The organism is Pseudomonas sp. GL-RE-26, from assembly GCF_019956275.1.
Taxonomy (GTDB): domain Bacteria; phylum Pseudomonadota; class Gammaproteobacteria; order Pseudomonadales; family Pseudomonadaceae; genus Aquipseudomonas; species Aquipseudomonas grandcourensis.
On sequence record NZ_JAHBDI010000011.1, the window covers coordinates 554,629 to 579,706 of the forward strand.

The 25,078-nt window shown below is 60.6% G+C and carries 20 protein-coding genes; 15 read left to right on the forward strand and 5 right to left on the reverse strand.

Annotated elements, in window-relative coordinates:
* The first annotated feature begins 152 nt into the window (after positions 1-152).
* From dgcB to KGB07_RS10125, 4 genes are all read left to right on the forward strand, one after another.
* Positions 153-2,099 (forward strand): dimethylglycine demethylation protein DgcB, encoded by a 1,947-nt coding sequence (dgcB, locus tag KGB07_RS10110; protein WP_046039368.1) that lies wholly within the window; start codon positions 153-155, stop codon positions 2,097-2,099.
* Complete coding sequence (locus KGB07_RS10115) at positions 2,099-3,319, forward strand: electron transfer flavoprotein subunit alpha/FixB family protein (RefSeq protein WP_046039370.1); 1,221 nt, start codon at positions 2,099-2,101, stop codon at positions 3,317-3,319. Before dgcB ends, KGB07_RS10115 begins: the two co-directional genes overlap by 1 nt.
* A 15-nt stretch (positions 3,320-3,334) precedes the next feature.
* Entirely contained in the window at positions 3,335-4,105 is a 771-nt protein-coding gene (locus KGB07_RS10120) for an electron transfer flavoprotein subunit beta (protein ID WP_046039371.1), read from the forward strand.
* A gap of 277 nt (positions 4,106-4,382) precedes the next feature.
* The gene (locus tag KGB07_RS10125) at positions 4,383-5,549 is read left to right on the forward strand and encodes a retropepsin-like aspartic protease (protein ID WP_046039373.1); all 1,167 of its coding nucleotides are present in this window, start codon (positions 4,383-4,385) and stop codon (positions 5,547-5,549) included.
* Positions 5,550-6,328: 779 nt separating this feature from the next.
* Here KGB07_RS10125 and gbcA read toward each other — a convergent pair.
* On the reverse strand, positions 6,329-7,624 hold the full coding sequence (gbcA, locus tag KGB07_RS10130) for a glycine-betaine demethylase subunit GbcA (protein WP_046039375.1): 1,296 nt from the start codon (positions 7,622-7,624) through the stop codon (positions 6,329-6,331).
* Between the two features lie 283 nt (positions 7,625-7,907).
* Between gbcA and gbcB the strand changes: the two genes are divergently transcribed.
* Positions 7,908-9,008, forward strand: a complete 1,101-nt coding sequence (gene gbcB / locus KGB07_RS10135; protein WP_046039551.1) for a glycine-betaine demethylase subunit GbcB — start codon at positions 7,908-7,910, stop codon at positions 9,006-9,008.
* 73 nt (positions 9,009-9,081) lie between these two features.
* Here the strand turns inward: gbcB and KGB07_RS10140 are convergent, their stop codons facing one another.
* A complete protein-coding gene (locus KGB07_RS10140; protein WP_046039377.1) occupies positions 9,082-9,906 on the reverse strand; it encodes an SDR family oxidoreductase in 825 nt (274 codons plus the stop codon).
* Positions 9,907-10,149: 243 nt separating this feature from the next.
* The gene (locus KGB07_RS10145) at positions 10,150-11,187 is read right to left on the reverse strand and encodes a low specificity L-threonine aldolase (protein WP_046039378.1); all 1,038 of its coding nucleotides are present in this window, start codon (positions 11,185-11,187) and stop codon (positions 10,150-10,152) included.
* Between the two features lie 132 nt (positions 11,188-11,319).
* Here KGB07_RS10145 and KGB07_RS10150 point away from each other — a divergent pair, with 132 nt between their 5' ends.
* The 8 genes from KGB07_RS10150 to fdhA all read left to right on the forward strand — a co-directional run bounded on the left by KGB07_RS10150 (position 11,320) and on the right by fdhA (position 21,512).
* Positions 11,320-12,084: a TraX family protein gene (locus KGB07_RS10150; protein WP_046039379.1), complete on the forward strand. Its 765-nt coding sequence runs from the start codon at positions 11,320-11,322 to the stop codon at positions 12,082-12,084.
* A gap of 283 nt (positions 12,085-12,367) precedes the next feature.
* Positions 12,368-13,621 (forward strand): serine hydroxymethyltransferase, encoded by a 1,254-nt coding sequence (gene glyA, locus KGB07_RS10155; protein ID WP_046039380.1) that lies wholly within the window; start codon positions 12,368-12,370, stop codon positions 13,619-13,621.
* Between the two features lie 23 nt (positions 13,622-13,644).
* Positions 13,645-14,895, forward strand: a complete 1,251-nt coding sequence (locus tag KGB07_RS10160; protein ID WP_007947735.1) for a sarcosine oxidase subunit beta — start codon at positions 13,645-13,647, stop codon at positions 14,893-14,895.
* A 14-nt stretch (positions 14,896-14,909) separates the two neighbouring features.
* Positions 14,910-15,239, forward strand: a complete 330-nt coding sequence (locus KGB07_RS10165) for a sarcosine oxidase subunit delta (protein ID WP_046039383.1) — start codon at positions 14,910-14,912, stop codon at positions 15,237-15,239.
* Positions 15,236-18,253, forward strand: coding sequence for a sarcosine oxidase subunit alpha (locus KGB07_RS10170; RefSeq protein ID WP_046039385.1), 3,018 nt, complete (start codon positions 15,236-15,238; stop codon positions 18,251-18,253). Before KGB07_RS10165 ends, KGB07_RS10170 begins: the two co-directional genes overlap by 4 nt.
* 147 nt (positions 18,254-18,400) lie before the next feature.
* On the forward strand, positions 18,401-19,033 hold the full coding sequence (locus KGB07_RS10175; protein WP_007980412.1) for a sarcosine oxidase subunit gamma: 633 nt from the start codon (positions 18,401-18,403) through the stop codon (positions 19,031-19,033).
* 217 nt (positions 19,034-19,250) lie between these two features.
* A complete protein-coding gene (gene purU, locus KGB07_RS10180) occupies positions 19,251-20,108 on the forward strand; it encodes a formyltetrahydrofolate deformylase (RefSeq protein ID WP_007981374.1) in 858 nt (285 codons plus the stop codon).
* 204 nt (positions 20,109-20,312) lie between these two features.
* Positions 20,313-21,512, forward strand: coding sequence for a formaldehyde dehydrogenase, glutathione-independent (gene fdhA / locus KGB07_RS10185; protein WP_046039387.1), 1,200 nt, complete (start codon positions 20,313-20,315; stop codon positions 21,510-21,512).
* A gap of 63 nt (positions 21,513-21,575) precedes the next feature.
* Here fdhA and KGB07_RS10190 read toward each other — a convergent pair whose 3' ends face one another.
* Entirely contained in the window at positions 21,576-22,715 is a 1,140-nt protein-coding gene (locus tag KGB07_RS10190; protein ID WP_223465291.1) for an RHS repeat-associated core domain-containing protein, read from the reverse strand.
* Between the two features lie 225 nt (positions 22,716-22,940).
* Between KGB07_RS10190 and KGB07_RS10195 the strand changes: the two genes are divergently transcribed.
* Positions 22,941-23,495, forward strand: a complete 555-nt coding sequence (locus KGB07_RS10195) for a DUF2780 domain-containing protein (protein WP_046039391.1) — start codon at positions 22,941-22,943, stop codon at positions 23,493-23,495.
* Between the two features lies 1 nt (position 23,496).
* On the opposite strand, the gene KGB07_RS10200 is transcribed toward KGB07_RS10195, so the two are convergent.
* Positions 23,497-24,384 carry an acyltransferase gene (locus KGB07_RS10200; protein ID WP_046039392.1) on the reverse strand — a complete coding sequence of 296 codons (888 nt, stop codon included), beginning with the start codon at positions 24,382-24,384 and terminating at the stop codon, positions 23,497-23,499.
* 164 nt (positions 24,385-24,548) lie between these two features.
* Between KGB07_RS10200 and KGB07_RS10205 the strand changes: the two genes are divergently transcribed.
* Positions 24,549-25,055 (forward strand): ATP-dependent zinc protease, encoded by a 507-nt coding sequence (locus KGB07_RS10205; protein ID WP_046039553.1) that lies wholly within the window; start codon positions 24,549-24,551, stop codon positions 25,053-25,055.
* Positions 25,056-25,078: the final 23 nt, after the last annotated feature.

Below are 25,078 nucleotides of genomic sequence, written 5' to 3' on the forward strand. Positions count from 1 at the left end.
CAATGCGGTCTGTCAGTAAAAAATGCATTTGACCGATTTACGACTGCTTCGCAGCCGAACGGGGGCAAGCCCCCTCGCCACAGGTCGGTGTCAGGCCTTTAACGGCAAGCACATGAACCCTTGCAAGACCCGAGGTCTTTGGGAGCTTCACCATGTTGAACACCCTTCTTCCAATCCTGTTGTTCGCAGCCCTGGGCCTTGGTGTCCTGGGCGCGTTGCGGCGGGTGGCCATGTGGCGCCGGGGCCGGGCTTCGAAAGTCGACCTGATCGGCGGCCTGTTCGCCATGCCCAAGCGCTACATGGTCGACTTGCACCATGTGGTCGCGCGGGACAAATACATTGCCAACACCCACGTCGCCACGGCCGGCGGTGCGGTGGCGTCCATCGTGCTGGCGATCCTGGTGCATGGTTTCGGCCTGCATAACCGCTTCCTCGGCTATGCGTTGCTGCTGATGACAGCGGTGATGTTCGTTGGTGCGATCTTTGTTTACCTGCGTCGGCGCAACCCGCCGTCCCGTCTGTCGAAAGGCCCGTGGATGCGCCTGCCGAAAAGCCTGCTGGCGTTCTCGGTCTCGTTCTTCCTGTTGACCCTGCCGGTGGCAGGGATCCTCCCGGAAAACTTCGGTGGCTGGCTGTTGGCGGCGATTCTCGGGGTTGGCGTGTTGTGGGGCGTGTCGGAGCTGTTCTTCGGCATGACCTGGGGCGGGCCGATGAAACACGCCTTCGCCGGTGCGCTGCACCTGGCCTGGCACCGTCGCGCAGAACGCTTCGGTGGCGGTCGTTCCACGGGCCTCAAGCCTCTGGACTTGAATGACCCGACCGCGCCACTGGGCGTGGAAAAACCCAAGGATTTCACCTGGAACCAATTGCTCGGCTTCGACGCCTGCGTGCAGTGCGGTAAATGCGAAGCGGCGTGCCCGGCGTTCGCCGCCGGCCAGCCGTTGAACCCGAAAAAACTGATTCAGGACATGGTCGTCGGCCTGGCCGGTGGCACTGACGCCAAGTTCGCCGGCAGCCCGTATCCGGGCAAGCCGATTGGCGAACACGCGGGTAATCCGCATCAACCGATCGTCAACGGCCTGGTGGATGCCGAGACCCTGTGGTCGTGCACCACCTGCCGCGCCTGCGTCGAGGAATGCCCGATGATGATCGAGCACGTCGATGCCATCGTCGACATGCGCCGTCATCTAACCCTGGAAAAAGGCGCCACCCCGAACAAGGGCGCCGAGGTGCTGGAAAACCTGATCGCCACCGACAACCCGGGCGGTTTCGCGCCGGGAGGGCGGATGAACTGGGCAGCAGACTTGAACCTCAATCTGCTCAGCGAAAAGAAATCCACCGACGTGCTGTTCTGGGTTGGCGACGGTGCCTTCGACATGCGTAACCAGCGCACCCTGCGTGCGTTCGTCAAAGTGCTGAAAGCGGCGAAAATCGACTTCGCGGTGCTCGGCCTCGAAGAACGCGACAGCGGTGACGTGGCTCGGCGCCTGGGCGACGAAGCGACCTTCCAGCTGTTGGCCAAGCGCAACATCCAGACTCTGGCCAAATACAGTTTCAACCGCATCGTCACCTGCGATCCGCACAGTTTCCACGTGCTGAAAAACGAGTATGGCGCTTTCGATGGCAACTACCTGGTGCAGCACCACAGCACCTACATGGCGGAAATCATCGATGCTGGCGCGCTCAATCTCGGTCAGCACAAAGGCGACAGCGTGACCTACCACGACCCGTGCTACCTCGGCCGCTACAACGGCGAATACGAGGCACCGCGTCAGGTGTTACGCGCCCTAGGGATCGAAGTGAAAGAGATGCAACGTTCCGGCTTCCGCTCGCGCTGCTGCGGCGGTGGTGGCGGCGCGCCGATCACCGACATTCCCGGCAAGCAACGCATTCCCGACATGCGCATGGAAGACATCCGCGAAACCGGCGCCGAACTGGTGGCCGTGGGTTGTCCACAATGCACCGCGATGCTCGAAGGCGTGGTCGAACCCCGGCCGATGATCAAGGACATTGCCGAGCTGGTGGCCGACGCGTTGCTGGAAGAAGCCGCCTCCAAACCCTCTACGCCGGCCCAACGTGAACCAGCGGAGGCCCACTGATGAGCGACATTATCCGCCGCGACCCGCGGGCCGAATGGATTGCCCGCAACCGTCTGCACCCGCTGCACGCAGCCATGCAGCCGGCGCAACACAGCTGGATGGGGCCTAACGGCGTCATCCGCAAGAATCCCCATGGAGTCGGTTTCATCGGCCCCAACGGTATCAAACGCATCGACCGCAGCGGCGCTCAGCAGGGCGGGGCGACCAAGCGCTCGGCTGCCGTGGAAGTACAATTGCCGCTGCATCAGGTGACCGCGCCTGCGTTTTACATCAGCGTGGTGCCGGACATGGTCGGTGGTCGCTTGAGCAGTCACGACCGCGACCTGCTGGGCCTGGCCCATCAACTGGCCGGCAAGGACGGCGCAGTGCTGGCCGTGGTGTTCGGCGAACACAAGGAAAACGCTTTCGCCACGGCGGGCGTCGACCGCCTGCTGGTGCTGGAAGGCGAAGAATTCAACGGTTATGCACCGGAGCAACGGGTCCAGGGCCTGCGGGCTGTGGATAACCAGTTCAGCCCGCGTCACTGGTTGCTGCCGGACAGCCGCAGTGGCGGTGGCGAACTCGGCCGTCGTTTTGCTGCGGCACTGGGCGAGCGCCCGGCCACGCGGGTCTGGCAGGTCAAGGATCAGGAGTGCATCGGCCGTGCTGGCGCAGGTCTGCAAGACCTTGCCCGGCCGCTGGCGCGATTGATTCTGGCGGCTGCCGAGTGCGCCGAACCGGTCAGCGAAACCCGTCACGAAGCCTTGGCCGTGGAGTTATCCACAACTGTGGCGCGCAGCCTGTCGCGGATCGAAGATCTGGGCGCGGTGGCCGTCGATCCGGCGGCAATTCCAATGGCCGAAGCCGAGTTCATTTTCTCCGGTGGCAACGGGGTCAAGGACTGGGGACTTTTCCACAGGACCGCCGAAGCCCTCGGCGCGACCGAAGGCGCATCGCGGGTGGCGGTGGACGACGGCTTCATGGCCCGCGACCGCCAGGTCGGCGCGTCCGGCACCTGGGTCACTGCACGGGTCTATGTGGCGGTGGGGATTTCCGGGGCGATCCAGCACCTGCAAGGCATTGGTGCCTGCGACAAGGTGGTGGCGATCAACCTCGACCCGGGCTGCGACATGATCAAGCGTGCGGACCTCTCGGTGATTGGCGAGAGCGCGGAGATTCTTCAAGCCTTGATCGAGGCGGTAGAGGCTTACCGCAACGACGCCAAGCGCGATGCGGCTTAAGGGAAGGAAAGGGTTATGAGCACGAAAATCATCAGCCTGGTGTCCATCGGCGCCCACCCGACATCCGGTCGGCCGCGTCGCGCGGAGCAGGATGCGCGGGCGGTTGAACTGGGCCTGCAATTGGCTGGGGATAACTTGCAGGTGCTGCATGCCGGCGACATTTCCGAGCCTGCATTGCGCGCCTACCTGGGCATGGGGCTTGAGCAACTGCATGTGCTGGAACAACCGCAAGGCGCCGACGCGCTACCGGCGCTGACCGACTATTTGCGCGATGCCGGGGCGCAGGTGGTGTTGACCGGTAGCCAGGCGGAAACCGGTGAAGGCTCGGGCATGTTGCCCTTCCTGCTGGCCGAAAGCCTGGGCTGGCCGCTGGTGGTGGGACTGGCGCAGGTCGAGTCCATCGATGGCGGTTCGGCGCTGGTGCTGCAAGCCTTGCCCCGCGGTCAACGTCGTCGGCTGAAGGTACGCCTGCCGTTTCTGGCGACGGTGGATAACGCTGCACCCAAGCCTCGGCAGAGCGCTTACGGCCCGGCCCGACGCGGCGTGCTGCAAGCGCAGGACGTCGAGGTCATCGACGATGAACTGCTCGCGGTCGCAACCCTGCAACCGGCCAAGCCAAGGCCCAAGCGTCTGAAGGTGATCAAGGCCAAGAGCGGTGCCGACCGAATGAAAGCCGCGACGGCCAAGGCCAGTGGTGGAGGCGGGCAGGTACTCAAGGGCGTGACGGCGCAAGCCGGGGCCGAGGCCATCCTCAAATTGCTGATTGAAGAAGGTGTGGTTCGCTAACAAACACTGTGGGGGCGGCTTGTTCGCGAAAGCGTGGTATCAGGCGGCATTGATGTTGACTGATACTCCGTCATCGCGAGCAAGCTCGCTCCCACAGGATCTCTTCGTCCCGCACCACACCCGTCAGCCCGGTGAGCTACAGTTTTCCATGCGCTGATCAAGGGTGCGGCACGTTTTCGGGAGCTTTCAGACATTCAGCGCTGACTCATAAAACCCTGTTTTTATGACTGGCCTGAATATGAAGACTTTCGCTCTTCTGGCGCTCTGTGCATCGGCCATGTGGTTATCCACAGGCTTGATCTCTGCCGCCCAGACAAAGGCGTCCGAGGCTGATCAGGATTTTTACCGCTGGATAGACTCCGAACAAGGCCGCAACGCGTCCCTGGCGCAACTGCGGCAACAGTGCGACAAGGTACTGGATGCCGACAGACACCTCAGCTGCTCGGTGACGGTCTTCGCCAGATTGCTCGAAGCCAAGGCCGCCAATCAAATCCCCGAGTACTACCTGGCGATCAAGGCCAGGCATGCCCGGGCGATTGCGGCCAGCGCCGATCTGAAGCCGCTGTTCTCCACGTTTGGCAGCAAATCACTGGCTGTCCTGGCGGCGACCGGCGATTTCACGGTCAACGGTTCGACGCGGTATGAGGTGCTGCCGCTCTATCCGTATGCCGACGACTTCTACAACGCTGAACAAGTGCTGCCATTTATCGAGGTCGGCGCGGCCAATGGTGTCTCGGCGCGTTTTGTTCTGGACACGGGCGCACCGCAAACCCGGGTCAACATCGACACTGCGAAACAGTTGGGCATCAGGTTGTTGCCCGATGCTTTTTATCGCTACAGCACGTTTTATGGCGAAAAAGGCTTGGCCGCGAGGCTGGGAGTTCTCGGGTCGCTGAAAGTCGGCACCCGCGAGTTCAGGAATGTCCTGGTCTTTGTCAGCGACCGGGACAATCTGTTGGGGCTGGATCTGATCAGCAAGCTGGGGCGCTTGAAGATCACCAGCAGAACACTGGAGCTGAATCCGCCGCCGGCCACACGCTGTGATGCGCCGATTGCCATTAGCCGCCTGGATCTCAATCAACGGTTGGTGGTGGCCGCACAGCTGGATCGCCGGGCAACGCAGGCCATCATCGATACCGGAAATGTCGACTACTTGACGGCCTCGTCGCCCGGCAGGCAAGTCAGCGTTGTGCAGGCGCTGACACCGGGAGGCTCGAACGTTTACACCGGCAACAACAAACGCTTCCAACGCTTCGACGGCGTATTGGCCCTGCAAGGCAACACCATGGCGGTCACCTACAAATACTACCCGGGCTTTACCATCCCGCCGTCGCTGATAGGCGGGCAATACGTCCCGTCAATATTGCTCGGATGGCACGCGTTCAAAGACTTTGAATTGAACCTGGATCTGGATTCAGGTCGCTCATGTCTCAATAAAATCTGAACAACTTCGGTGTTTACCCACAATCCCTGTTGGTGGTTCTGTGGATAACATGTTCGCCCATGGCTACACCCCATATAAATCAGGCCCTGCAAGCCTCAGGTCAAAAAACAACCAGTCCTGTCCGTGGTTTTTCCAAGCTTTTTCAACGGGATAAGTGCTGTTGTGGGTGCAGACTTGCCCCCAATCTCTGTTGGCGCTTCTGTGGATAAGATGTTTGCTATCGGCTGTAGGCCTTATAAACAGCGGCTTTCATGGTTGCGATCAAAAAGTGATCAATTGATGGTTGTGAGCCGTAGAATTCCGTGCAAACACCGGTTTTTTGCGGGTTGTAGCGGTTTTCCACAGAGCCTTCGAAGTTAACCCCAAAGTCTGTTGGCGCTTCTGTGGATAAGGTGTTTGCCATCCTCTGAAAGCTACGCAGTCCGTGCCTTTCAGGCTTTTGATCAAAAAACGACCAGTCCGCTCGTGGAAGCATGCTTCTGGATAAGTCACGATTTTTCTTTGGGTTTTGTGGAGAAATTTTGCGGTCTGTCCACAGTTGTCCCCAATAGCTGTGGGTGGAGATGTGGATAACTTGTTCGCGGAAGGCTGGGAGGTGCGGCGGGCATAGGCCTGAACGAGATAGGTCATATTTCGTGCAGTTCTAATGAGGAGAGGAATTACCGAGAGGATTGTGTTGATGCAGAGGGTGCCATCGCGAGCAGGCTCGCTCCTACAGTGGATCTGTGAACGACACAGATCGAGTGTGGGAGCGAGCCTGCTCGCGATGCTTTTGATGTTTAGCCGCTAACCGGGACACCCTTGAGGTACGGCGCAGGCTCGGCCCCCAGGTTGCTCAGCAGACGCTCGCTGTACCAGTCCACGAAGTTCACCACACCAAACTCATAAGTCTTGGAGTAAGGCCCAGGCTGGTACGCAGTGGAGTTGATGCCGCGCTGGTTCTCTTCGGCCAGACGACGGTCCTGGTCGTTGGTGGCGTCCCAGACCTGGCGCATGCGCTCCACGTCGTAGTCCACGCCTTCGACCGCGTCCTTGTGCACGATCCACTTGGTGGTGACCATGGTTTCCTGGGCGCTGATCGGCCACACGGTGAACACGATGATGTGGTCGCCCATGCAGTGGTTCCACGAGTGCGGCAGGTGCAGGATGCGCATCGAGCCCAGGTCCGGGTTCTGGATGCGGCCCATCAACTTGGCGCAGCCCTGCTTGCCGTCCATGGTCATCGACACGGTGCCCTTGAGCAGCGGCATGCGCACGATGCGGTTACGCAGGCCGAAGCTGGCGTGGGCGTAAGGGATCTTCTCGGCTTCCCAGGCAGCGGCGGAGGCGGCGACGTGGTCCTTGAAGGCCTGGTCGGCGCGCGGGTCGGTGACGTCGTCCCACTCCAGCAGGGTTTTCAGCAGTTCCGGGTGCGACGCGTTGCAGTGGTAGCACTCGCGGTTGTTTTCCAGCACCAGTTTCCAGTTGGCCTTTTCCATCAAGGTGGTTTGCACCGCCACCTTGGTGTTCTCCATGTCGTACGGTTCCATGTAATGGTTCAGTGTCGACAGGAAGTCATCGATGGCCGGCGGATTCTCCGCCAGGCTGATGAAGATGTAGCCGCCGGCGGTCTTCACGTTCACCGGCTTGAGGCCGTACTCTTTCATGTCGAAGTCGGCGCCCATTTCGGTGCCGGCGAACAGCAGGCGGCCGTCCAGTTCGTAGGTCCACTGGTGGTAGTGGCAAACCAGCTTGGCGACCTTGCCCTTGTCGCTGGTGCACAGGCGCGAGCCACGGTGGCGGCAGACGTTGTGGAACGCATGCACCACGCCTTCGGCGCCACGGATCACGATGATCGGGTTCTTGCCGATCTGCAGGGTCAGGTAGTTGCCCTTGGTAGGGATCTCGCACGTCATGCCGGCGATCAACCACTCTTTCTGAAAGATTTCCTGCATGTCGATATCAAACAGGCGCTCGTCGGAGTAAAACGGCTGCGGCAGCGAGAACGTGCGCTCGCGCTCTTGCAGCATCTGTGCGGTGGCCTTGCGTGCGGGTTCCAGCGGATCGCCCAGGCTCAGGGTAGTAGTGACGTCCATCGTTTAATCCTCAAGGCCATTCTGTGTGGCCGGCGAAAGTGGCTAATCAGGGTTGCTACGCAAGGTGTAAAGAATGTGTCTTGGTATGGGGCGAGTGTGGGGCCGGCGCTGGCCAGAACCTTATCCATGGGCGACATGGTGCAATCTGTTCCCGACGCGCAAGCCCCGGTCGTTGGGGGCTGGTCGCGATAAGCATGTCAATGTCGCAGATAGGTAAATGGATGGTTCGCGCTATACGCAGAATCGCCAACATGAAGGCCGACAGTCGGCCGTGGAGATCAGCATGTCCAACAGCTTCCTGAACCCGGTAACCACCCAGACCTGGGCCAATGGTCGACACATCGTCCGTTGCGTCAAAGTCATCCAGGAAACCTGGGATGTGCGCACCTTTTGCTTCATGGCCGACCAGCCGATCCTGTTCTTCTTCAAACCGGGGCAGTTTGTCACCCTGGAGCTGGAGATTGAAGGCCAGCCGATCATGCGTTCGTACACCATTTCCAGCTCGCCATCGGTGCCGTACAGCTTTTCGGTGACCATCAAGCGCGTGCCGGGCGGCAAGGTGTCCAACTGGCTGCACGACACCCTGCACGAAGGCCAGGAGCTGGCGGTGCACGGGCCGGTCGGGCTGTTCAATGCCATGGACTTCACCGCGCCGAAGGTGCTCTACCTCAGCGGCGGCGTTGGTATCACGCCGGTCATGTCCATGGCGCGCTGGTTCTACGACACCAACGGCAATGTCGACATGGTGTTTATCCACAGCGCCCGTTCGCCTAAAGACATCATTTACCACCGTGAGCTGGAACACATGGCGTCGCGGATCGAGAACTTCAGCCTGCACCTGATCTGCGAGAAGCACGGCATGGGTGAGCCATGGGCCGGTTATCGCGGTTACCTGAACCACAGAATGCTTGAATTGATGACGCCTGACTTCCTTGAGCGCGAAGTATTCTGCTGCGGCCCGACACCGTATATGAATGCGGTCAAGCGCTTGCTGGAAGCCGCTGGCTTCGACATGTCGCGTTATCACGAAGAATCCTTCGGAGCGACCCCGCCAGAGGCGCGCGCTGACGCCGTGGAACACGCCGAACAAGCGGCCGAGGCACCGGAAGTCGACGCCGCGGACTTGCATCAAGTGGAATTCACCACCTCCGGCAAGAGCATCCGCGTGGCCCCGGGCGAGACCGTGCATGCAGCGGCGGCCAAGGTCGGCCTGATGATTCCGAAAGCGTGCGGCATGGGCATCTGCGGCACCTGCAAGGTGTTGAAACTGGGCGGCGAAGTGGAGATGGAGCACAACGGCGGGATCACCGAGGAAGACGAAGCCGAAGGGTTCATCCTGTCGTGCTGCAGCGTGCCGAAAGGCGATGTGCGGATCGAGTATTGATTCGGGTGGGAATATATCTCTGAAAGCAGTGGTGTTCCCTTGTGGGAGCGAGCAGGCTCGCTCCCACAGGTTTTTAGTCAATAAACAGATCCGTCATCAGCTTGTCGCTGCTGTCCGGCGCGAACCGATAGTGTTCGAACTCCGTCACACCGCTTTCTCGCAGAATCTCCTCATCAATCAACAAACGCCCGGTCAGGCTGCGCCCGCTGCTGCTCAGAATCACATGGGCGGCATCGGCCATGATCGCAGGCAGGCGCGCATGCTTGAACGACTCGCGCGACCCCAACTGAAACTCGATCGCGGCGGTGGCAATCATCGTCTGTGGCCATAGCGAGTTGACGCTGATCCCGTAGTTCTTGAATTCCTCACTCATGCCCAGGGTCAGCATGCTCATGCCGTACTTGGTGACGGTGTAGGGGCTGTATTGGGCGAACCACTTGGTGGCAAGGTTCAGCGGCGGGGACAGATTGAGGATGTGGCCGCCGGATTTTTTCAGGTAAGGCAACGCAGCCTGGCTGCACAGTAAGACGGCGCGGGTGTTGATCTGATGCATCAGATCAAAGCGCTTGAGTTCGAGGTGCTGGACCCCAGTCAGCTTGATCGCCCCGGCATTGTTGATCAGCGCATCGATACTGCCGAAATGTTCGTTGGCCTGGGCCAGCGCCGCACGTACGGCATCCTCTTCACGCACATCCACCTGCAAGGCCAGCGCCTTGCCGCCTGCGGCTTCCACCTCCTGGGCCACGCTGAAAATCGTGCCCGGCAGCTTGGCGTGGGGTTCGGCGCTTTTGGCGGCAATCACAATGTTGGCGCCGTCACGTGCGGCCCGCAGCGCGATCTCGCGGCCGATGCCGCGGCTGGCGCCGGTGATGAACAGGGTTTTGCCTTGCAATGACATGCTGACGCTCCTGATTATTGTTATGTGAGCACAGGCTCGACAAACAATGTAGACGAAGTCTTTCAGGAGCAGTGGCGGGGGAACGGACGAACGCGAACTTGTGGCGAGGGGGCTTGCCCCCGTTCGGCGGCGCAGCCGTCGTAAAACCTGCTGTCGCGGTCTGACTGACAAACCACGGACTCAGACTTTGGGCCTGCTGCGCAGTCCGACGGGGGCAAGCCCACTCGCCACAGGGGATCGTGGTTATGCCATGACTTCACGGATATCCCGCGCCAATTCACGCACGCGCTCTTCCTCGGTGTCCCACGAGCACATGAAGCGTGCGCCGCCGTTGCCGATGAAGGTGTAGAAGCGCCAGCCCTTGGCGGTCAGTGCGGCGATGGCCGGTTCCGACAGTTGCAGGAACACGCCATTGGCCTGTACCGGGAACATCAGCTCCACGCCTGGAATGTCGCTGACCAGCTCGGCGAGCAATTGCGCGCAGTGGTTGGCGTGGTTGGCGTATTTGAGCCAGGCGTCGTTTTCCAGGATCCCGACCCACGGTGCCGACAGGAAGCGCATTTTCGACGCCAACTGCCCGGCCTGCTTGCAGCGGTAATCGAAGTCTTCAGCCAGTTTGTGGTTGAAGAACAGAATCGCCTCGCCCACTGCCATGCCGTTTTTCGTGCCGCCAAAGCACAGCACGTCGACGCCGGCCTTCCAGGTCAGGTCGGCCGGGGTGCAGCCGAGGAAGGCGCAGGCGTTGGAGAAGCGCGCGCCGTCCATGTGCAGGTTCAGGCCCAGTTCCTTGCAGGTGGCGCTGATGGCGCGGATTTCGTCCGGGGTGTAGACGCTGCCGACTTCGGTGGCCTGGGTCAGGGTCACGACGCGGGGTTTCGGGTAGTGGATGTCCTGGCGCTTGAGCGCGACCTCACGGATCGATTCCGGGGTCAGCTTGCCGTTTTCAGTGCGGGCGATCAGCAGTTTGGAGCCGTTGGAGAAGAATTCCGGGGCGCCGCATTCGTCGGTTTCGACGTGGGCGGTTTCCGAGCAGATCACACTGTGGTAACTCTGGCACAACGACGACAGCGCCAGCGAGTTGGCGGCGGTGCCGTTGAAGGCGAAAAACACTTCGCAGTCGGTTTCGAACAGCTTGCGGAAATCGTCGGACGCGCGGGCGGTCCACTCGTCGTCGCCGTATGCGCGCTGGTGGCCGTGGTTGGCCTGTTCCATGGCAGCCCAGGCTTCAGGGCAGATGCCGGAATAGTTGTCGCTGGCGAATTGTTGGCTCTTGTCGGTCATGGCCTGCTTCCGTGGTCGAGATGCCTATGGTGAAGCGTCCCGTGGTCAATGAGGGTGCGCACTGTACCCAAGATCGTCAGGTGGAGCGCACAGGATGTCGCTGTCGGGAAAATACACGGTCGAAGGGCAATTATGCACGTGACTATGTACAAGAGCATGCACAAGACCATGCACAAGGCCATGCACTTAAAGCAGCGCGACGGGGCACTGGATCTGCTCAAGTGGCTGGCGCTGCTGTGCATGGTGCTCGATCACCTGCGATATGTCGGTTATTCCGCCGATCTGTTGTATGTGCCGGGGCGCCTGGCGTTTCCATGGTTCTGTTTGGCGATGGCGGCCAATCTGGCGCGCACGCGGACTGCGACGACCGGTGGCCAGTGGCGCTATCTGGGGTGGTTGTTGCTGTTTAGCGCGGTGAGTGAAATTCCTTACCGGATGTACATTCCCAATCCCGACACCTTGAACGTGCTGCCCACCCTTGCCTTGGGCTTGCTGGTGATTCGTGGCTGGCAGCAGCCGGTGCTTGCCTCGCGGCTGCTGGCGGTGGGCGCGTTGATGCTGGCAGGGTTTTTCTCCCAGCGGTTGATGTTCGGTTTCTTTGGAGTGCTGTTGCCGCTGGCGATGTTGCTGGTACTGCAACGGCCCTGGTATTTCGCGCTGTTGGCGGGGGTGGTGTGCCTGGCGGCCAATCAGTGGCAGTTGCTGTATCACGCCGCTCGCCTGGGCAATGTCGCGGCGATTCCGGCCATCGTCACGTGCCTGATCGCGCCATGGCTCGGGCTGTTCTTGTTGCGACATGCAAAGGGCGCAAAACCACCGCCGATGCGGCGCTGGGCGTATGCGCTCTATCCCCTGCATTTCCTTGTGTTGCTCGCAGTGCGACAGGCCATCGCCTGACCTGTGGGAGCGAGCTCGCTCGCGATGGCGGCGGGTCAGTCGACATCAATGTTGAATGTGATGCCGCTATCGCGAGCAAGCTCGCTCCCACAGGGGATCTGCGCTGGATCGACGGTCGTGTTTGGCCTGCCATTTCTTCCCATGTCGTAAACGCACCTTTGCGTGGCGCCCGTAGGCATTTGACGACTCCAAGCCAGTCATACCATCGCTACCAAAGGGCACTGCCGAAACGCCAGTGCCTCACCGAGACGAATGGCGCACCGCCGCCGCTGGGAGAGACGCGATGTTCAGCAAGCAAGACCAGATCCAGGGTTACGACGATGCACTGCTGGCGGCGATGAATGCCGAAGAGCAACGTCAGGAAGATCACATCGAGCTGATCGCGTCGGAGAACTACACCAGCAAGCGCGTGATGGAAGCGCAAGGCAGCGGCCTGACTAACAAATATGCCGAAGGTTATCCGGGCAAGCGCTACTACGGTGGCTGCGAACACGTCGACAAGGTTGAGGCACTGGCCATTGAGCGCGCCAAGCAACTGTTCGGCGCCGATTACGCCAACGTTCAGCCGCACTCCGGTTCCTCCGCCAATAGCGCCGTATACCTGGCCCTGCTGCAAGCCGGCGACACCATCCTCGGCATGAGCCTGGCCCACGGCGGTCACCTGACCCACGGCGCCAAAGTGTCGTCCTCGGGCAAGCTGTACAACGCCGTGCAGTACGGCATCGATACCAAGACCGGTCTGATCGATTACGACGAAGTCGAGCGCCTGGCCGTCGAGTGCAAGCCGAAGATGATCGTTGCCGGCTTCTCGGCCTATTCCAAGACCCTCGACTTCCCGCGCTTCCGCCAGATCGCCGACAAGGTCGGTGCGCTGCTGTTCGTCGACATGGCCCACGTGGCCGGTCTGGTCGCTGCCGGCCTGTACCCGAACCCGCTGCCTTACGCCGATGTGGTCACCACCACTACCCACAAGACCCTGCGCGGTCCACGTGGCGGCCTGATCCTGGCCAAGTCCAACGAAGAAATCGAGAAGAAGCTCAACGCGGCAGTTTTCCCGGGTGCCCAGGGCGGCCCGCTGATGCACGTGATCGCCGGTAAGGCAGTGTGCTTCAAGGAAGCGCTGGAACCTGGCTTCAAGGTTTACCAGCAGCAAGTGATCGACAACGCCCAGGCCATGGCCGGCGTGTTTATCAAACGCGGCTACGATGTAGTGTCCGGCGGTACCGACAACCACCTGTTCCTGGTCAGCCTGATCCGTCAGGGCCTGACCGGTAAAGAGGCGGACGCAGCCCTCGGTCGCGCCCACATCACTGTGAACAAGAACGCTGTCCCGAACGATCCACAGTCGCCGTTCGTGACCTCCGGCCTGCGCATCGGCACCCCGGCGGTCACCACTCGCGGCTTCAAGGTGACCCAGTGCGTCACGCTGGCCGGCTGGATCTGCGACATCCTCGACAACCTCGGCGACGCCGATGTCGAGGCCAATGTCGCCGAGCAAGTGGCAGCCCTGTGCGCGGACTTCCCGGTTTATCGCTGAGTGCGGTTTTGGAGTAAATGACTATGCAACGCTACTCGGGCTTCGGCCTCTTCAAACACTCTCTCAGCCATCATGAAAACTGGCAGAAAATGTGGCGCACGCCGACCCCTAAAAAGGTCTACGACGTGGTCATCGTCGGCGGTGGCGGGCATGGTCTCGCAACGGCCTACTACCTGGCCAAGGAACACGGCATCACCAACGTGGCCGTGGTCGAGAAAGGCTGGCTGGGCGGCGGTAACACCGCGCGCAACACCACCATCGTTCGCTCCAACTACCTGTGGGATGAGTCGGCGCACCTGTACGAACACGCGATGAAACTGTGGGAAGGCCTGTCCCAGGACCTGAACTACAACGTGATGTTCTCCCAGCGCGGCGTCTACAACCTGTGCCACACCCTGCAGGACATCCGTGATTCCGAGCGTCGGGTCAGCGCCAACCGCCTCAACGGCGTCGACGGTGAACTGCTCGATGCCAAACAGGTTGCCGACGAGATTCCGTACCTCGACTGCTCCAAGAACACCCGCTACCCGGTGATGGGCGCTACCGTTCAGCGTCGCGGCGGCGTGGCCCGTCACGATGCCGTGGCCTGGGGCTTTGCCCGTGCCGCCGACGCCCTCGGCGTGGACCTGATCCAGCAGACCGAAGTGATCGGTTTCCGCAAGGAAAACGGCGTGTGCATCGGCGTTGAAACCAACAAGGGCTTCATCGGCGCGAAGCGCGTCGGCGTAGTGACCGCCGGTAACTCCGGGCACATGGCCAAGCTCGCCGGTTTCCGCCTGCCGATCGAATCCCACCCGCTGCAGGCGCTGGTGTCCGAGCCGATCAAGCCGATTATCGACAGCGTGATCATGTCCAACGCCGTGCACGGCTACATCAGCCAGTCCGACAAGGGCGACCTGGTGATCGGCGCCGGTATCGACGGCTACAACGGCTACGGCCAGCGTGGTTCGTACCCGGTGATCGAGCACACCATCCAGGCCATCGTCGAGATGTTCCCGGTGCTGTCGCGCGTACGCATGAACCGTCAGTGGGGCGGCATCGTCGACACCACGCCGGATGCCTGCCCGATCATTTCGAAAACCCCGGTACCGAACATGTTCTTCAACTGCGGTTGGGGCACCGGCGGCTTCAAGGCCACACCTGGCTCGGGCAACGTGTTTGCCGCGAGCCTGGCCAAGGGTGAAATGCACCCATTGGCCGCACCTTTCTCCATCGACCGTTTCCACAACGGTGCGTTGATCGATGAACACGGCGCTGCTGCGGTTGCCCACTAACAGGAGAAATCCCCATGTTGCATATCTTCTGTCCTCACTGCGGCGAACTGCGCTCCGAAGAGGAATTCCATGCATCCGGCCAGGCGCACATCCCGCGTCCACTGGATCCGAACACCTGCACCGACGAGGAGTGGGGCGACTACATGTTCTTCCGCGATAACCCTCGCGGTCTGCACCACGAGCTGTGGGATCACGTCGCCGGTTGCCGTCAGTACTTCAACGTCACCCGCGACACCGTGACCTACGAGATTCTCGAAACCTACAAGATCGGCACCAAGCCACAATTCACCGACAAGACCGATAGCCCGAAAGCGGCCAGCACGGCTCTGGGAGAGAAGGTATGAGCCAGATCAATCGCCTGTCCAACGGCGGACGGATCGACCGCAACAAAGTCTTGACCTTCACCTTCAACGGCCAGAACTACAAAGGCTTCGAAGGCGATTCCCTGGCCGCTGCACTGCTGGCCAACGGCGTCGACATCATCGGTCGCAGCTTCAAGTATTCCCGTCCGCGCGGCATCTTCGCTGCCGGCGCTGAAGAGCCGAACGCGGTGCTGCAGATCGGCGCCACCGAAGCCACGCAGATCCCGAACGTGCGCGCCACGCAACAGGCGCTGTACCAAGGCCTGGTCGCTACCAGCACCAACGGCTGGCCGAGCGTGAACAACGACATGATGGGGATTCTCGGCAAGGTCGGCGGCAAGCTGATGCCACCGGGCTTCTACTACAAAACCTTCATGTACCCGCAATCGTTCTGGATGACCTACGAGAAGTACATCCGCAAGGCTGCCGGCCTTGGCCGCTCGCCGACCGAGAACGATCCGGACACCTACGACTACATGAACCAGCACTGCGACGTGCTGATCGTCGGTGCCGGCCCTGCTGGCTTGGCCGCTGCACTGGCCGCTGCGCGCAGCGGTGCCCGTGTGATCCTGGCTGACGAACAGGAAGAGTTCGGCGGCAGCCTGCTCGACTCCCGCGAAAGCCTCGACGGCAAGCCGGCGATGGAGTGGGTGGCCAGCGTCATCGACGAGCTGAAGAACACCCCTGACGTGCTGCTGTTGCCGCGCGCCACCGTCAACGGCTACCACGATCACAACTTCCTGACCATTCACGAGCGCCTGACCGATCACCTCGGCGACCGCGCACCGATCGGCCAGGTGCGTCAGCGCATCCACCGGGTCCGCGCCACTCGCGTGGTGCTGGCAACCGGCGCTCACGAACGTCCACTGGTCTACGGCAACAACGACGTGCCGGGCAACATGCTCGCCGGCGCCATCTCGACCTACGTGCGTCGTTATGGTGTGGCACCGGGCAAGAAACTGGTGCTGTCGACCAACAACGACCACGCCTACCGCGTTGCCCTGGATTGGCTCGATGCCAGCCTGCAAGTGGTGGCCATCGCCGACGCTCGCAGCAATCCCCGTGGTGCGCTGGTGGAAGAAGCCCGCGCCAAAGGCATCCGCATCCTCACCGGCAGCGCCGTGATCGAGGCCCGTGGTAGCAAGCACGTGACCGCTGCCCGTGTGGCCGCCATCGATGTCAAAGCCCACACCGTGACGAGCCCAGGCGAATGGCTCGACTGCGACGTGGTCGCCAGCTCCGGTGGCTACAGCCCGGTGGTTCACCTGGCTTCGCACCTGGGCGGCAAGCCGATCTGGCGCGAAGACATCCTCGGTTTCGTACCGGGTGAAGCACCGCAGAAACGCGTGTGTGTCGGTGGCATCAACGGCGTCTACGGCCTCGGCGATTCCCTGGCCGATGGTTTTGAAGGTGGCGTTCGCGCTGCTGCCGAAGCCGGCTTCCAGTCGGTTGAAGGCGTGTTGCCAAAAGCCCTGAGCCGTCTCGAAGAGCCGACCCTGGCGCTGTTCCAGGTGCCCCATGAAAAGAACACCGCACGGGCGCCGAAGCAATTCGTCGACCTGCAAAACGACGTCACCGCCGCCGCCATCGAACTGGCGACCCGCGAGGGCTTCGAGTCGGTCGAGCACGTCAAGCGCTACACCGCGCTGGGCTTCGGTACCGATCAGGGCAAGCTCGGCAACGTCAACGGCCTGGCCATCGCTGCCCGCTCGCTGAACGTGACCATCCCGCAGATGGGCACCACCATGTTCCGTCCGAACTACACGCCGGTGACTTTCGGCGCCGTGGCCGGTCGTCACTGTGGGCACATCTTCGAGCCGGTGCGCTACACCGCGCTGCATCAATGGCACCTGAAAAATGGCGCCGAGTTCGAAGACGTCGGCCAGTGGAAACGTCCTTGGTACTTCCCTAAATCCGGTGAAGACCTGCATGCCGCGGTGAAGCGCGAATGCAAAGCCGTGCGCGACAGCGTCGGCCTGCTGGATGCTTCGACCCTCGGCAAAATCGACATCCAGGGCCCGGATACGCGTGAGTTCCTCAACCGCGTCTACACCAACGCCTGGACCAAGCTCGACGTGGGCAAGGCGCGTTACGGCCTGATGTGCAAAGAAGACGGCATGGTCTTCGACGACGGTGTGACGGCTTGCCTGGCCGACAACCATTTCGTCATGACCACCACCACGGGCGGCGCGGCTCGCGTACTTCAGTGGCTGGAGCTGTACCACCAGACCGAATGGCCGGACATGAAGGTGTACTTCACCTCCGTCACCGACCACTGGGCGACCATGACCCTGTCCGGGCCGAACAGCCGCAAGCTGCTCGCTGAAGTCACCGACATCGACCTGAGCAACGAAGCCTTCCCGTTCATGACCTGGAAAGAAGGTCTGGTGGGTGGTGTGCCAGCGCGGGTATTCCGGATTTCGTTTACCGGTGAACTGTCGTACGAAGTCAACGTGCAAGCCGACTACGCCATGGGCGTGCTGGAAAAAATCGTCGACGCCGGCAAGAAGTACAACCTGACCCCGTACGGCACTGAAACCATGCACGTGCTGCGGGCGGAGAAGGGCTTCATCATCGTCGGCCAGGACACTGACAGTTCGATGACCCCGGACGACTTGAACATGGGCTGGTGTGTCGGTCGCACCAAACCGTTCTCGTGGATCGGCTGGCGTGGCATGAACCGTGAAGACTGCGTGCGTGATCAGCGCAAGCAATTGGTTGGCCTGAAGCCGATCGATCCGAACAAATGGCTGCCGGAAGGCGCGCAACTGGTGTTCAACACCAAGCAAGCCATTCCGATGACCATGGTGGGTCACGTGACTTCCAGTTACCTGCACAACTCCCTGGGCTATTCGTTCGCCATGGGCGTGGTCAAGGGCGGCTTGCAGCGGATGGGCGAGCGAGTGTTCGCACCGCTGGCCGACGGCAGCGTGATCGAGGCGGAAATCGTTTCTTCGGTGTTCTTTGATCCGAAGGGCGAGCGCCAGAACGTTTAAGGCTCGGGTCCTGTGGGGGGCCGGCAGCCGCTTTCGCGAGCAGGCTCGCTCCCACAGGAGATCGCGTACCCCTTGTGGGAGCGAGCCTGCTCGCGAAAGCGGCAGAACAGTCTCCACAGGGCTAACAGAATTCAGGAAAGGTGCTTTATGACCGCAGCCAATGTTTACCAACAACGCCCAACCTCCGGGGCCAAGGCCGAGTCGTCGCTGCATCACGCCGACCTCGCCAGCCTGGTGGGCAAGGGCCGCAAGAACGCCGGTGTGACTGTGCGTGAAAAGAAACTCCTCGGTCACCTGACCATCCGTGGTGATGGCCACGACGCCGCATTCGCCGCTGGCGTGCACAAGGCCCTAGGCATCGAATTGCCCGGCGCACTGAGCGTCATAGTCAAAGGTGAAACCAGCCTGCAATGGATGGGGCCGGATGAGTGGCTGCTGATCGTGCCGACCGGTGAAGAACTGGCCGCCGAGCAAAAACTGCGCAAAGCGCTGGGCGATTTGCACATTGCGATCGTCAACGTCAGCGGCGGCCAGCAACTCCTCGAACTGAGCGGCCCGAACGTGCGCCAGGTGCTGATGAAGTCCACCAGCTACGACGTGCACCCGAACAACTTCCCGGTGGGCAAAGCCGTCGGCACGGTGTTCGCCAAGTCGCAACTGATGATCCGTCACACCGCAGAAGACACCTGGGAACTGCTGATTCGTCGCAGCTTCTCGGATTACTGGTGGTTGTGGTTGCAGGACGCTTCTGCCGAGTACGGCCTGAGCGTACAGGCCTGACACGGTATGTGAGTGTGGCTGCTTTTGTGGCGAGGGGGCTTGCCCCCGTTCGGCTGCGAAGCAGTCGTAAAACCAGTGAATGCGGTCTACCTGTTAGATCGCACACTCCGGATTTGGGGCCGCTGCGCAGCCCAACGGGGGCAAGCCCCCTCGCCACAGGCAAGCTCAACACAGAATTCTCTGTGATCACAGAATTTGCTACAGGAGTCACCGCACTATGAGCCGCGCCCCAGACACATGGATTCTGACCGCCGACTGCCCCAGCGTGCTCGGCACCGTGGACGCGGTGACCCGCTTTCTGTTCGAGCAGGGCTGCTACGTCACCGAGCACCATTCCTTCGATGACCGACTCTCGGGCCGTTTCTTCATTCGTGTGGAATTCCGCCAGCCTGACGGTTTCGACGAGCAGTCCTTCCGCGCGGGCCTGGCCGAGCGCGGTGAAGCCTTCGGCATGATCTTCGAACTGACCGCGCCAAACTATCGGCCGAAAGTGGTGATCATGGTTTCCAAGGCTGATCACTGCCTCAACGACTTGCTCTATCGCCAGCGCATCGGCCAGTTGTCGATGGACGTCGCTGCTGTGGTCTCCAACCACCCGGACCTCAAGCCACTGGCCGACTGGCACCAGATTCCGTACTACCACTTCCCGCTGGACCCGAACGACAAGCCGTCGCAAGAGCGCCAGGTGTGGCAGGTGATCGAAGAATCCGGTGCGGAACTGGTGATCCTTGCGCGCTACATGCAAGTGCTGTCGCCAGAGCTGTGCCGCAAGCTCGATGGCAAGGCGATCAACATTCACCACTCCCTGCTGCCGGGTTTCAAGGGCGCCAAGCCCTATCACCAGGCCTACAACAAGGGCGTGAAACTGGTAGGCGCCACGGCGCATTACATCAACAACGATCTCGATGAAGGCCCGATCATTGCCCAGGGCGTCGAGGCAGTGGATCACAGCCATTACCCGGAAGACCTGATCGCCAAGGGGCGGGATATCGAAGGCCTGACCCTGGCCCGGGCGGTGGGGTATCACATTGAAAGACGCGTGTTTTTGAACGCGAACAGAACAGTCGTTCTTTAGATTGCCATCGCGAGCAGGCTCACTCCTACAGGGGTTTGTGGTTACCCACAAATCTCAGTCACACCAAAGATCCACTGTAGGAGCGAGCCTGCTCGCGATAGCGGCATAACGGACAACACAAGACACACAGGCAATAACCCGAGCACTTAACGCGCTGCCTGCCTGGGCAACGCGGTTCCATAAAAACAACAGCGAGGTGAAAGCATGTCTGGCAATCGTGGTGTGGTGTATCTCGGCGCTGGCAAGGTCGAAGTGCAGAGTATTGATTATCCGAAAATGCAGGACCCGCGTGGCAGGAAGATTAACCACGCCGTCATCCTGCGTGTGGTTTCCACCAACATCTGTGGTTCCGACCAGCACATGGTGCGCGGTCGTACCACCGCTCAAACCGGCCTGGTGCTGGGCCACGAAATCACCGGCGAAGTGATCGAGAAGGGCAGCGACGTCGAGAACCTGCAAATCGGCGACCTGGTATCCGTACCGTTCAACGTCGCTTGCGGGCGCTGCCGTTCCTGCAAAGAGATGCATACCGGTGTCTGCCTGAGCGTCAACCCGGCGCGTCCGGGCGGTGCTTATGGTTATGTCGACATGGGCGACTGGACCGGTGGCCAGGCCGAATACGCCATGGTGCCGTACGCCGACTTCAACCTGCTGAAACTGCCGGATCGCGACCGGGCCATGGAAAAAATCCGTGACCTGACTTGTCTCTCCGACATCCTGCCGACCGGCTATCACGGCGCCGTGACTGCCGGCGTTGGCCCGGGCAGCACTGTGTACATCGCCGGTGCCGGTCCGGTCGGTCTGGCGGCGGCCGCATCCGCTCGCCTGCTGGGTGCGGCGGTGGTGATCGTCGGTGATGTCAACACCGTGCGCCTGGCCCACGCCAAGGCCCAGGGTTTCGAAATCGCCGATCTGTCACTCGATACCCCGCTGCACGAACAGATCGCTGCACTGCTGGGTGAACCGGAAGTGGATTGCGCCATCGACGCTGTCGGCTTCGAAGCCCGAGGCCACGGCCATGACGGCGTGAAACACGAAGCGCCGGCCACCGTGCTCAACTCGCTGATGGGCGTGGTGCGTGTGGCAGGCAAGATCGGCATCCCCGGCCTCTACGTGACCGAAGACCCGGGCGCCGTGGACGCTGCCGCGAAAATGGGCAGCCTGAGCATCCGCTTCGGCCTGGGCTGGGCTAAATCCCACAGCTTCCACACCGGCCAGACCCCGGTGATGAAGTACAACCGCCAGCTGATGCAGGCGATCATGTGGGACCGCATCAACATCGCCGAAGTGGTGGGGGTGCAGGTGATCAGCCTGGATCAGGCGCCGCAGGGGTATGGCGAGTTCGATGCGGGTGTGCCGAAGAAGTTTGTGATTGATCCGCATAAGATGTTTAGTGCGGCGTAAAGGCTTAGGGTAAACAAAGAGGGTGAAATGATGTCACCCTCTTTTGTTATCCCTTGGTAGAATTCAGAACGGTGCCTCGGAGGCTCTGGGAAGTACCTGGGGCCTTCTGATCTCCGTAGCATGAATTGAAACTCGTCTATAAATACGCTCATGCAAAACTATTTCCATTTCGTTTAACGATCTGTAAATCAAGCCTCCCTCGCCCATTGTTCCATACCGGTAATGGCGACCAGGAATCATGGAACTAAAGTCACTGACATATACTTCATAAACGTGGGGTGTGCCATTGTTGGAGTAACTGGCCGCGATCTCCGAAAAATCTACTGCTGTTCTTCGAGTAGGGGATACATAGAAGCCTGGACCGCTGCTGAGACCGCTAGCGCTATTCATGAAGTTGGAGTGTAGCCCGGCTGTTAAACTATTATGGTGTGCTGTCGTGGATCCATGGGTGCCAATATAATCTAACGTACTTAAATCTACTTTTGGTTGCGGCGGTGGCTCAGAAACACCTCTAGTCGTATTTGATGGTGGTTCAAAATGAGTCGGATTTTTTATAATCTGTAGGTCAGGCGTTTTTATGTAGGCAGTGCGTGCTCGCGTGTTCTTAGGTGCTACGTGTCGAGGCAACTTGAGTGATGAGCCTTTCAAAAGTGCGTTCTTGACGAATTGTGAAATATGTCCCGACGGATCGGTCCGATTTACCGGATCCCCCACGCAATACACATACGCATTCAACCCACCCTCCCCAAACGGACTCCAACTGTCCGGACTGTTAAACCGCATCAACACCGAGTTAAACGCCCGATAGCCATTTCCCAACAGATACCACCCTGTCACTGGATCCGGCCGTTCGCCATTGAAGCCGAGCAGGCTGAGTAAGCTGCTTTCCGCAGGGCGATGACCATAGGGTGAATAGGCCAAGGAATGGGGACGAGTTGCGTCGATCACATTCAATACCGAACGCTGTTGATCAGTGGCAAGCAAGCGCGCTTCCACGGCCCCGTTCTGACGCTGTTGCTGAGCCAGCAGTTGATCGTCGTGCTGCATGATCGAACGCTGCACCACACCTTGAATCTCGGTGGCCAGACGATCTTTCAGATAAAAGCGCCGGCAGGTGTCTAGTGATGTGGGAGTGCAATCAACCAGACGATCCAGCGGGTCGTAGTGGTAGCGGCAGAGCAGGGATTCTCGATTGGGGAGCATGGCCGGGTTCCTGAAGGAGTTTGTCGATTCAGGGTTTTACTGTGGCGAATTCGAACAGAGCCGCCCACTAGCAGATCTGATAGTGCCGCAGGCTTCTGGGCTGCTTTGTGACGAGCGGGTGGGAAATGGGTGGAAACCTGAGGAACATGCCCGCGTTTGCCCGGTCAAATCGGCAGCTTTGCGCCTGTAAGCCGGGCGTTTTTCATGACGCAAGAGGATGTCTGAATGAAGATTTCACGCGGTTTTGCCCTGGCATCACTCCTGACCCTGGCGGCCAGCCCGGTCTTCGCACAGTTCAGTCTGGGTGATGCGGCCAATGCCATTGCCGGCATGAAGGGCGGTGACGCGGCCGCGACCGCCGCACCAACGCCGCAGACAGCCGACCTGCTGAGCACCCTCAGTGAATTGGACATCACCCCACAGCAAGCCATCGGCGGCGCCGGGGCGATGCTTGGGCTGGCGAAGAACCAGTTGAGTTCGACCGACTACTCGGAACTGGCCAAAAGTGTACCGGGCATCGACATGCTCTCGGGCGGCGGTGAGTTGGGTGCACTGGCCGGTCTGCTCGGCTCCAGCGGCAAAGCTGCAGGACTGGACAATGCCCTGGGTAACGTCAAGAACACCAACGACCTGAACAACGCCTTCAGCGCCCTGGGCATGGACAGCGGCATGATCGGCCTGTTTACCCCGGTGCTCCTGCAATACCTCGGCCAGCAGGGCGTCGGCGGTTCGCTGCTGAGCAGCCTGGGCGGGATCTGGGGTGCTGGCGCCGGTAGCTGATTCAGCGGCGCCCGGCGCGCAAGTCGTCGATGCGCCGGTCCTTCTCGATCCAGAGCTGGTTGACCCAGTTCTGGACCTTCTCGCGAAACACCGGGTCGTTTTCGTAATCGCCCTGCCACAGCGCCGGGTCGAGTTCGCGAGTCTGGATATCGATGATGACCCTCGGCACATTGCCGCTGATCAAGTCCCAGAACCCCGGAATCTCCTGCTGCGGGTAAACCACTGTCACATCGAGAATCGCGTCCAGCTGTTCGCCCATCGCCGCCAGCACAAAGGCCACCCCGCCGGCCTTGGGCTTGAGCAGGTGATTGAACGGTGACTGTTGCTGGGCACATTTAGCCGCCGTGAAGCGGGTGCCTTCCAGATAATTGACCACTGTCACCGATTGGCGCTTGAACAGTTCGCAGGCCTGCCTGGTGATTTCCAGATCCTTGCCCGCCAGTTCCGGGTATTTGGCCAGGAAGGCTTTGCTGTAGCGCTTCATGAACGGGTAATCCAGCGCCCACCACGCCAGGCCCAGGAAGGGCACCCAGATCAGCTCTTTCTTGAGGAAAAATTTGAAGAATGGCGTGCGCCGGTTCAGCGTCTGGATCAGCGCCGGGATGTCGACCCAGGATTGATGGTTGCTGATCACCAGATATGAAGTGTCGCGGCGCAGATCGTCACCACCACGGATGTCCCATTGGGTAGGGATGCAGACACGGAAGATCAGCTTGTCGATCTCGGACCAGGTCTCGGCGATCCACATCACCGACCAGGAGGCGTAATCGCGAAAACGGCCGGGCAGGATCAATTTGAGCAGGGCAAACACCATCAACGGTCCGATCAGGACCAGGGTGTTGAGCAGAAGCAGCAGGGTCACGAAACAGCCGGTGAGCAGGCGGCGCATAAGTCACTCGTGGAAGCGGTTGGGCGCGCCATGATAAGCAGCTTCGGGCGACAGGCCAAATCGGTGCTGACAAATGTTTCACTTTTGGGTCGGTAACCTTATGGGAACGATCAAGCGAACGACGGTCTAAAATCCGACTGCTCACTCTCATGGAAACCCATTACGTGAAATCCCTCCTTGCAGTGCTCTCCCTCATTGCCCTACCGGTCATGGCCGCCGAGCCGACTCTCTATGGTCGTTACGAATACATCGCCCTGCCGGAAATCGGCGGGAAGGTCCTCAAGGCGAAAATGGACACCGGCGCCCTGACCGCGTCGCTGTCGGCCAAGGACATCGAAACCTTCAAGCGTGACGGCGAAGACTGGGTGCGTTTCCGCCTCGGCACCAAGGATGCGGGCAACCAGGTCTACGAACACAAGATCGCGCGCATCAGCAAGATCAAGACCCGCTCCGAAGAGGAAGAGGATGACAGCGAAGTGATCGCACCCACCAAGCGCCCGGTGGTCGACCTGGAGCTGTGCCTGGGTAACGTCAAGCGCACGGTCGAGGTCAACCTGACTGATCGCAGTAGCTTCAATTATCCGTTGCTGATCGGTGCGAAAGCGTTGCGTGAGTTCGGGGCGGCGGTGAATCCGGCTCGGCGGTTTACGGCGGATAAGCCGGATTGTTGATTTGGGTTTACTGGAACGGCGAG

Coding starts and splice junctions, on each gene's coding strand:
- dgcB (WP_046039368.1), top strand. CDS start 153: ATGTTGAACACCCTTCTTCCAATCCTGTTGTTCGCAGCCCTGGGCCTT.
- KGB07_RS10115 (WP_046039370.1), top strand. CDS start 2,099: ATGAGCGACATTATCCGCCGCGACCCGCGGGCCGAATGGATTGCCCGC.
- KGB07_RS10120 (WP_046039371.1), top strand. CDS start 3,335: ATGAGCACGAAAATCATCAGCCTGGTGTCCATCGGCGCCCACCCGACA.
- KGB07_RS10125 (WP_046039373.1), top strand. CDS start 4,383: ATGTGGTTATCCACAGGCTTGATCTCTGCCGCCCAGACAAAGGCGTCC.
- gbcA (WP_046039375.1), bottom strand. CDS start 7,624: ATGGACGTCACTACTACCCTGAGCCTGGGCGATCCGCTGGAACCCGCA.
- gbcB (WP_046039551.1), top strand. CDS start 7,908: ATGTCCAACAGCTTCCTGAACCCGGTAACCACCCAGACCTGGGCCAAT.
- KGB07_RS10140 (WP_046039377.1), bottom strand. CDS start 9,906: ATGTCATTGCAAGGCAAAACCCTGTTCATCACCGGCGCCAGCCGCGGC.
- KGB07_RS10145 (WP_046039378.1), bottom strand. CDS start 11,187: ATGACCGACAAGAGCCAACAATTCGCCAGCGACAACTATTCCGGCATC.
- KGB07_RS10150 (WP_046039379.1), top strand. CDS start 11,320: ATGCACGTGACTATGTACAAGAGCATGCACAAGACCATGCACAAGGCC.
- glyA (WP_046039380.1), top strand. CDS start 12,368: ATGTTCAGCAAGCAAGACCAGATCCAGGGTTACGACGATGCACTGCTG.
- KGB07_RS10160 (WP_007947735.1), top strand. CDS start 13,645: ATGCAACGCTACTCGGGCTTCGGCCTCTTCAAACACTCTCTCAGCCAT.
- KGB07_RS10165 (WP_046039383.1), top strand. CDS start 14,910: ATGTTGCATATCTTCTGTCCTCACTGCGGCGAACTGCGCTCCGAAGAG.
- KGB07_RS10170 (WP_046039385.1), top strand. CDS start 15,236: ATGAGCCAGATCAATCGCCTGTCCAACGGCGGACGGATCGACCGCAAC.
- KGB07_RS10175 (WP_007980412.1), top strand. CDS start 18,401: ATGACCGCAGCCAATGTTTACCAACAACGCCCAACCTCCGGGGCCAAG.
- purU (WP_007981374.1), top strand. CDS start 19,251: ATGAGCCGCGCCCCAGACACATGGATTCTGACCGCCGACTGCCCCAGC.
- fdhA (WP_046039387.1), top strand. CDS start 20,313: ATGTCTGGCAATCGTGGTGTGGTGTATCTCGGCGCTGGCAAGGTCGAA.
- KGB07_RS10190 (WP_223465291.1), bottom strand. CDS start 22,715: ATGCTCCCCAATCGAGAATCCCTGCTCTGCCGCTACCACTACGACCCG.
- KGB07_RS10195 (WP_046039391.1), top strand. CDS start 22,941: ATGAAGATTTCACGCGGTTTTGCCCTGGCATCACTCCTGACCCTGGCG.
- KGB07_RS10200 (WP_046039392.1), bottom strand. CDS start 24,384: ATGCGCCGCCTGCTCACCGGCTGTTTCGTGACCCTGCTGCTTCTGCTC.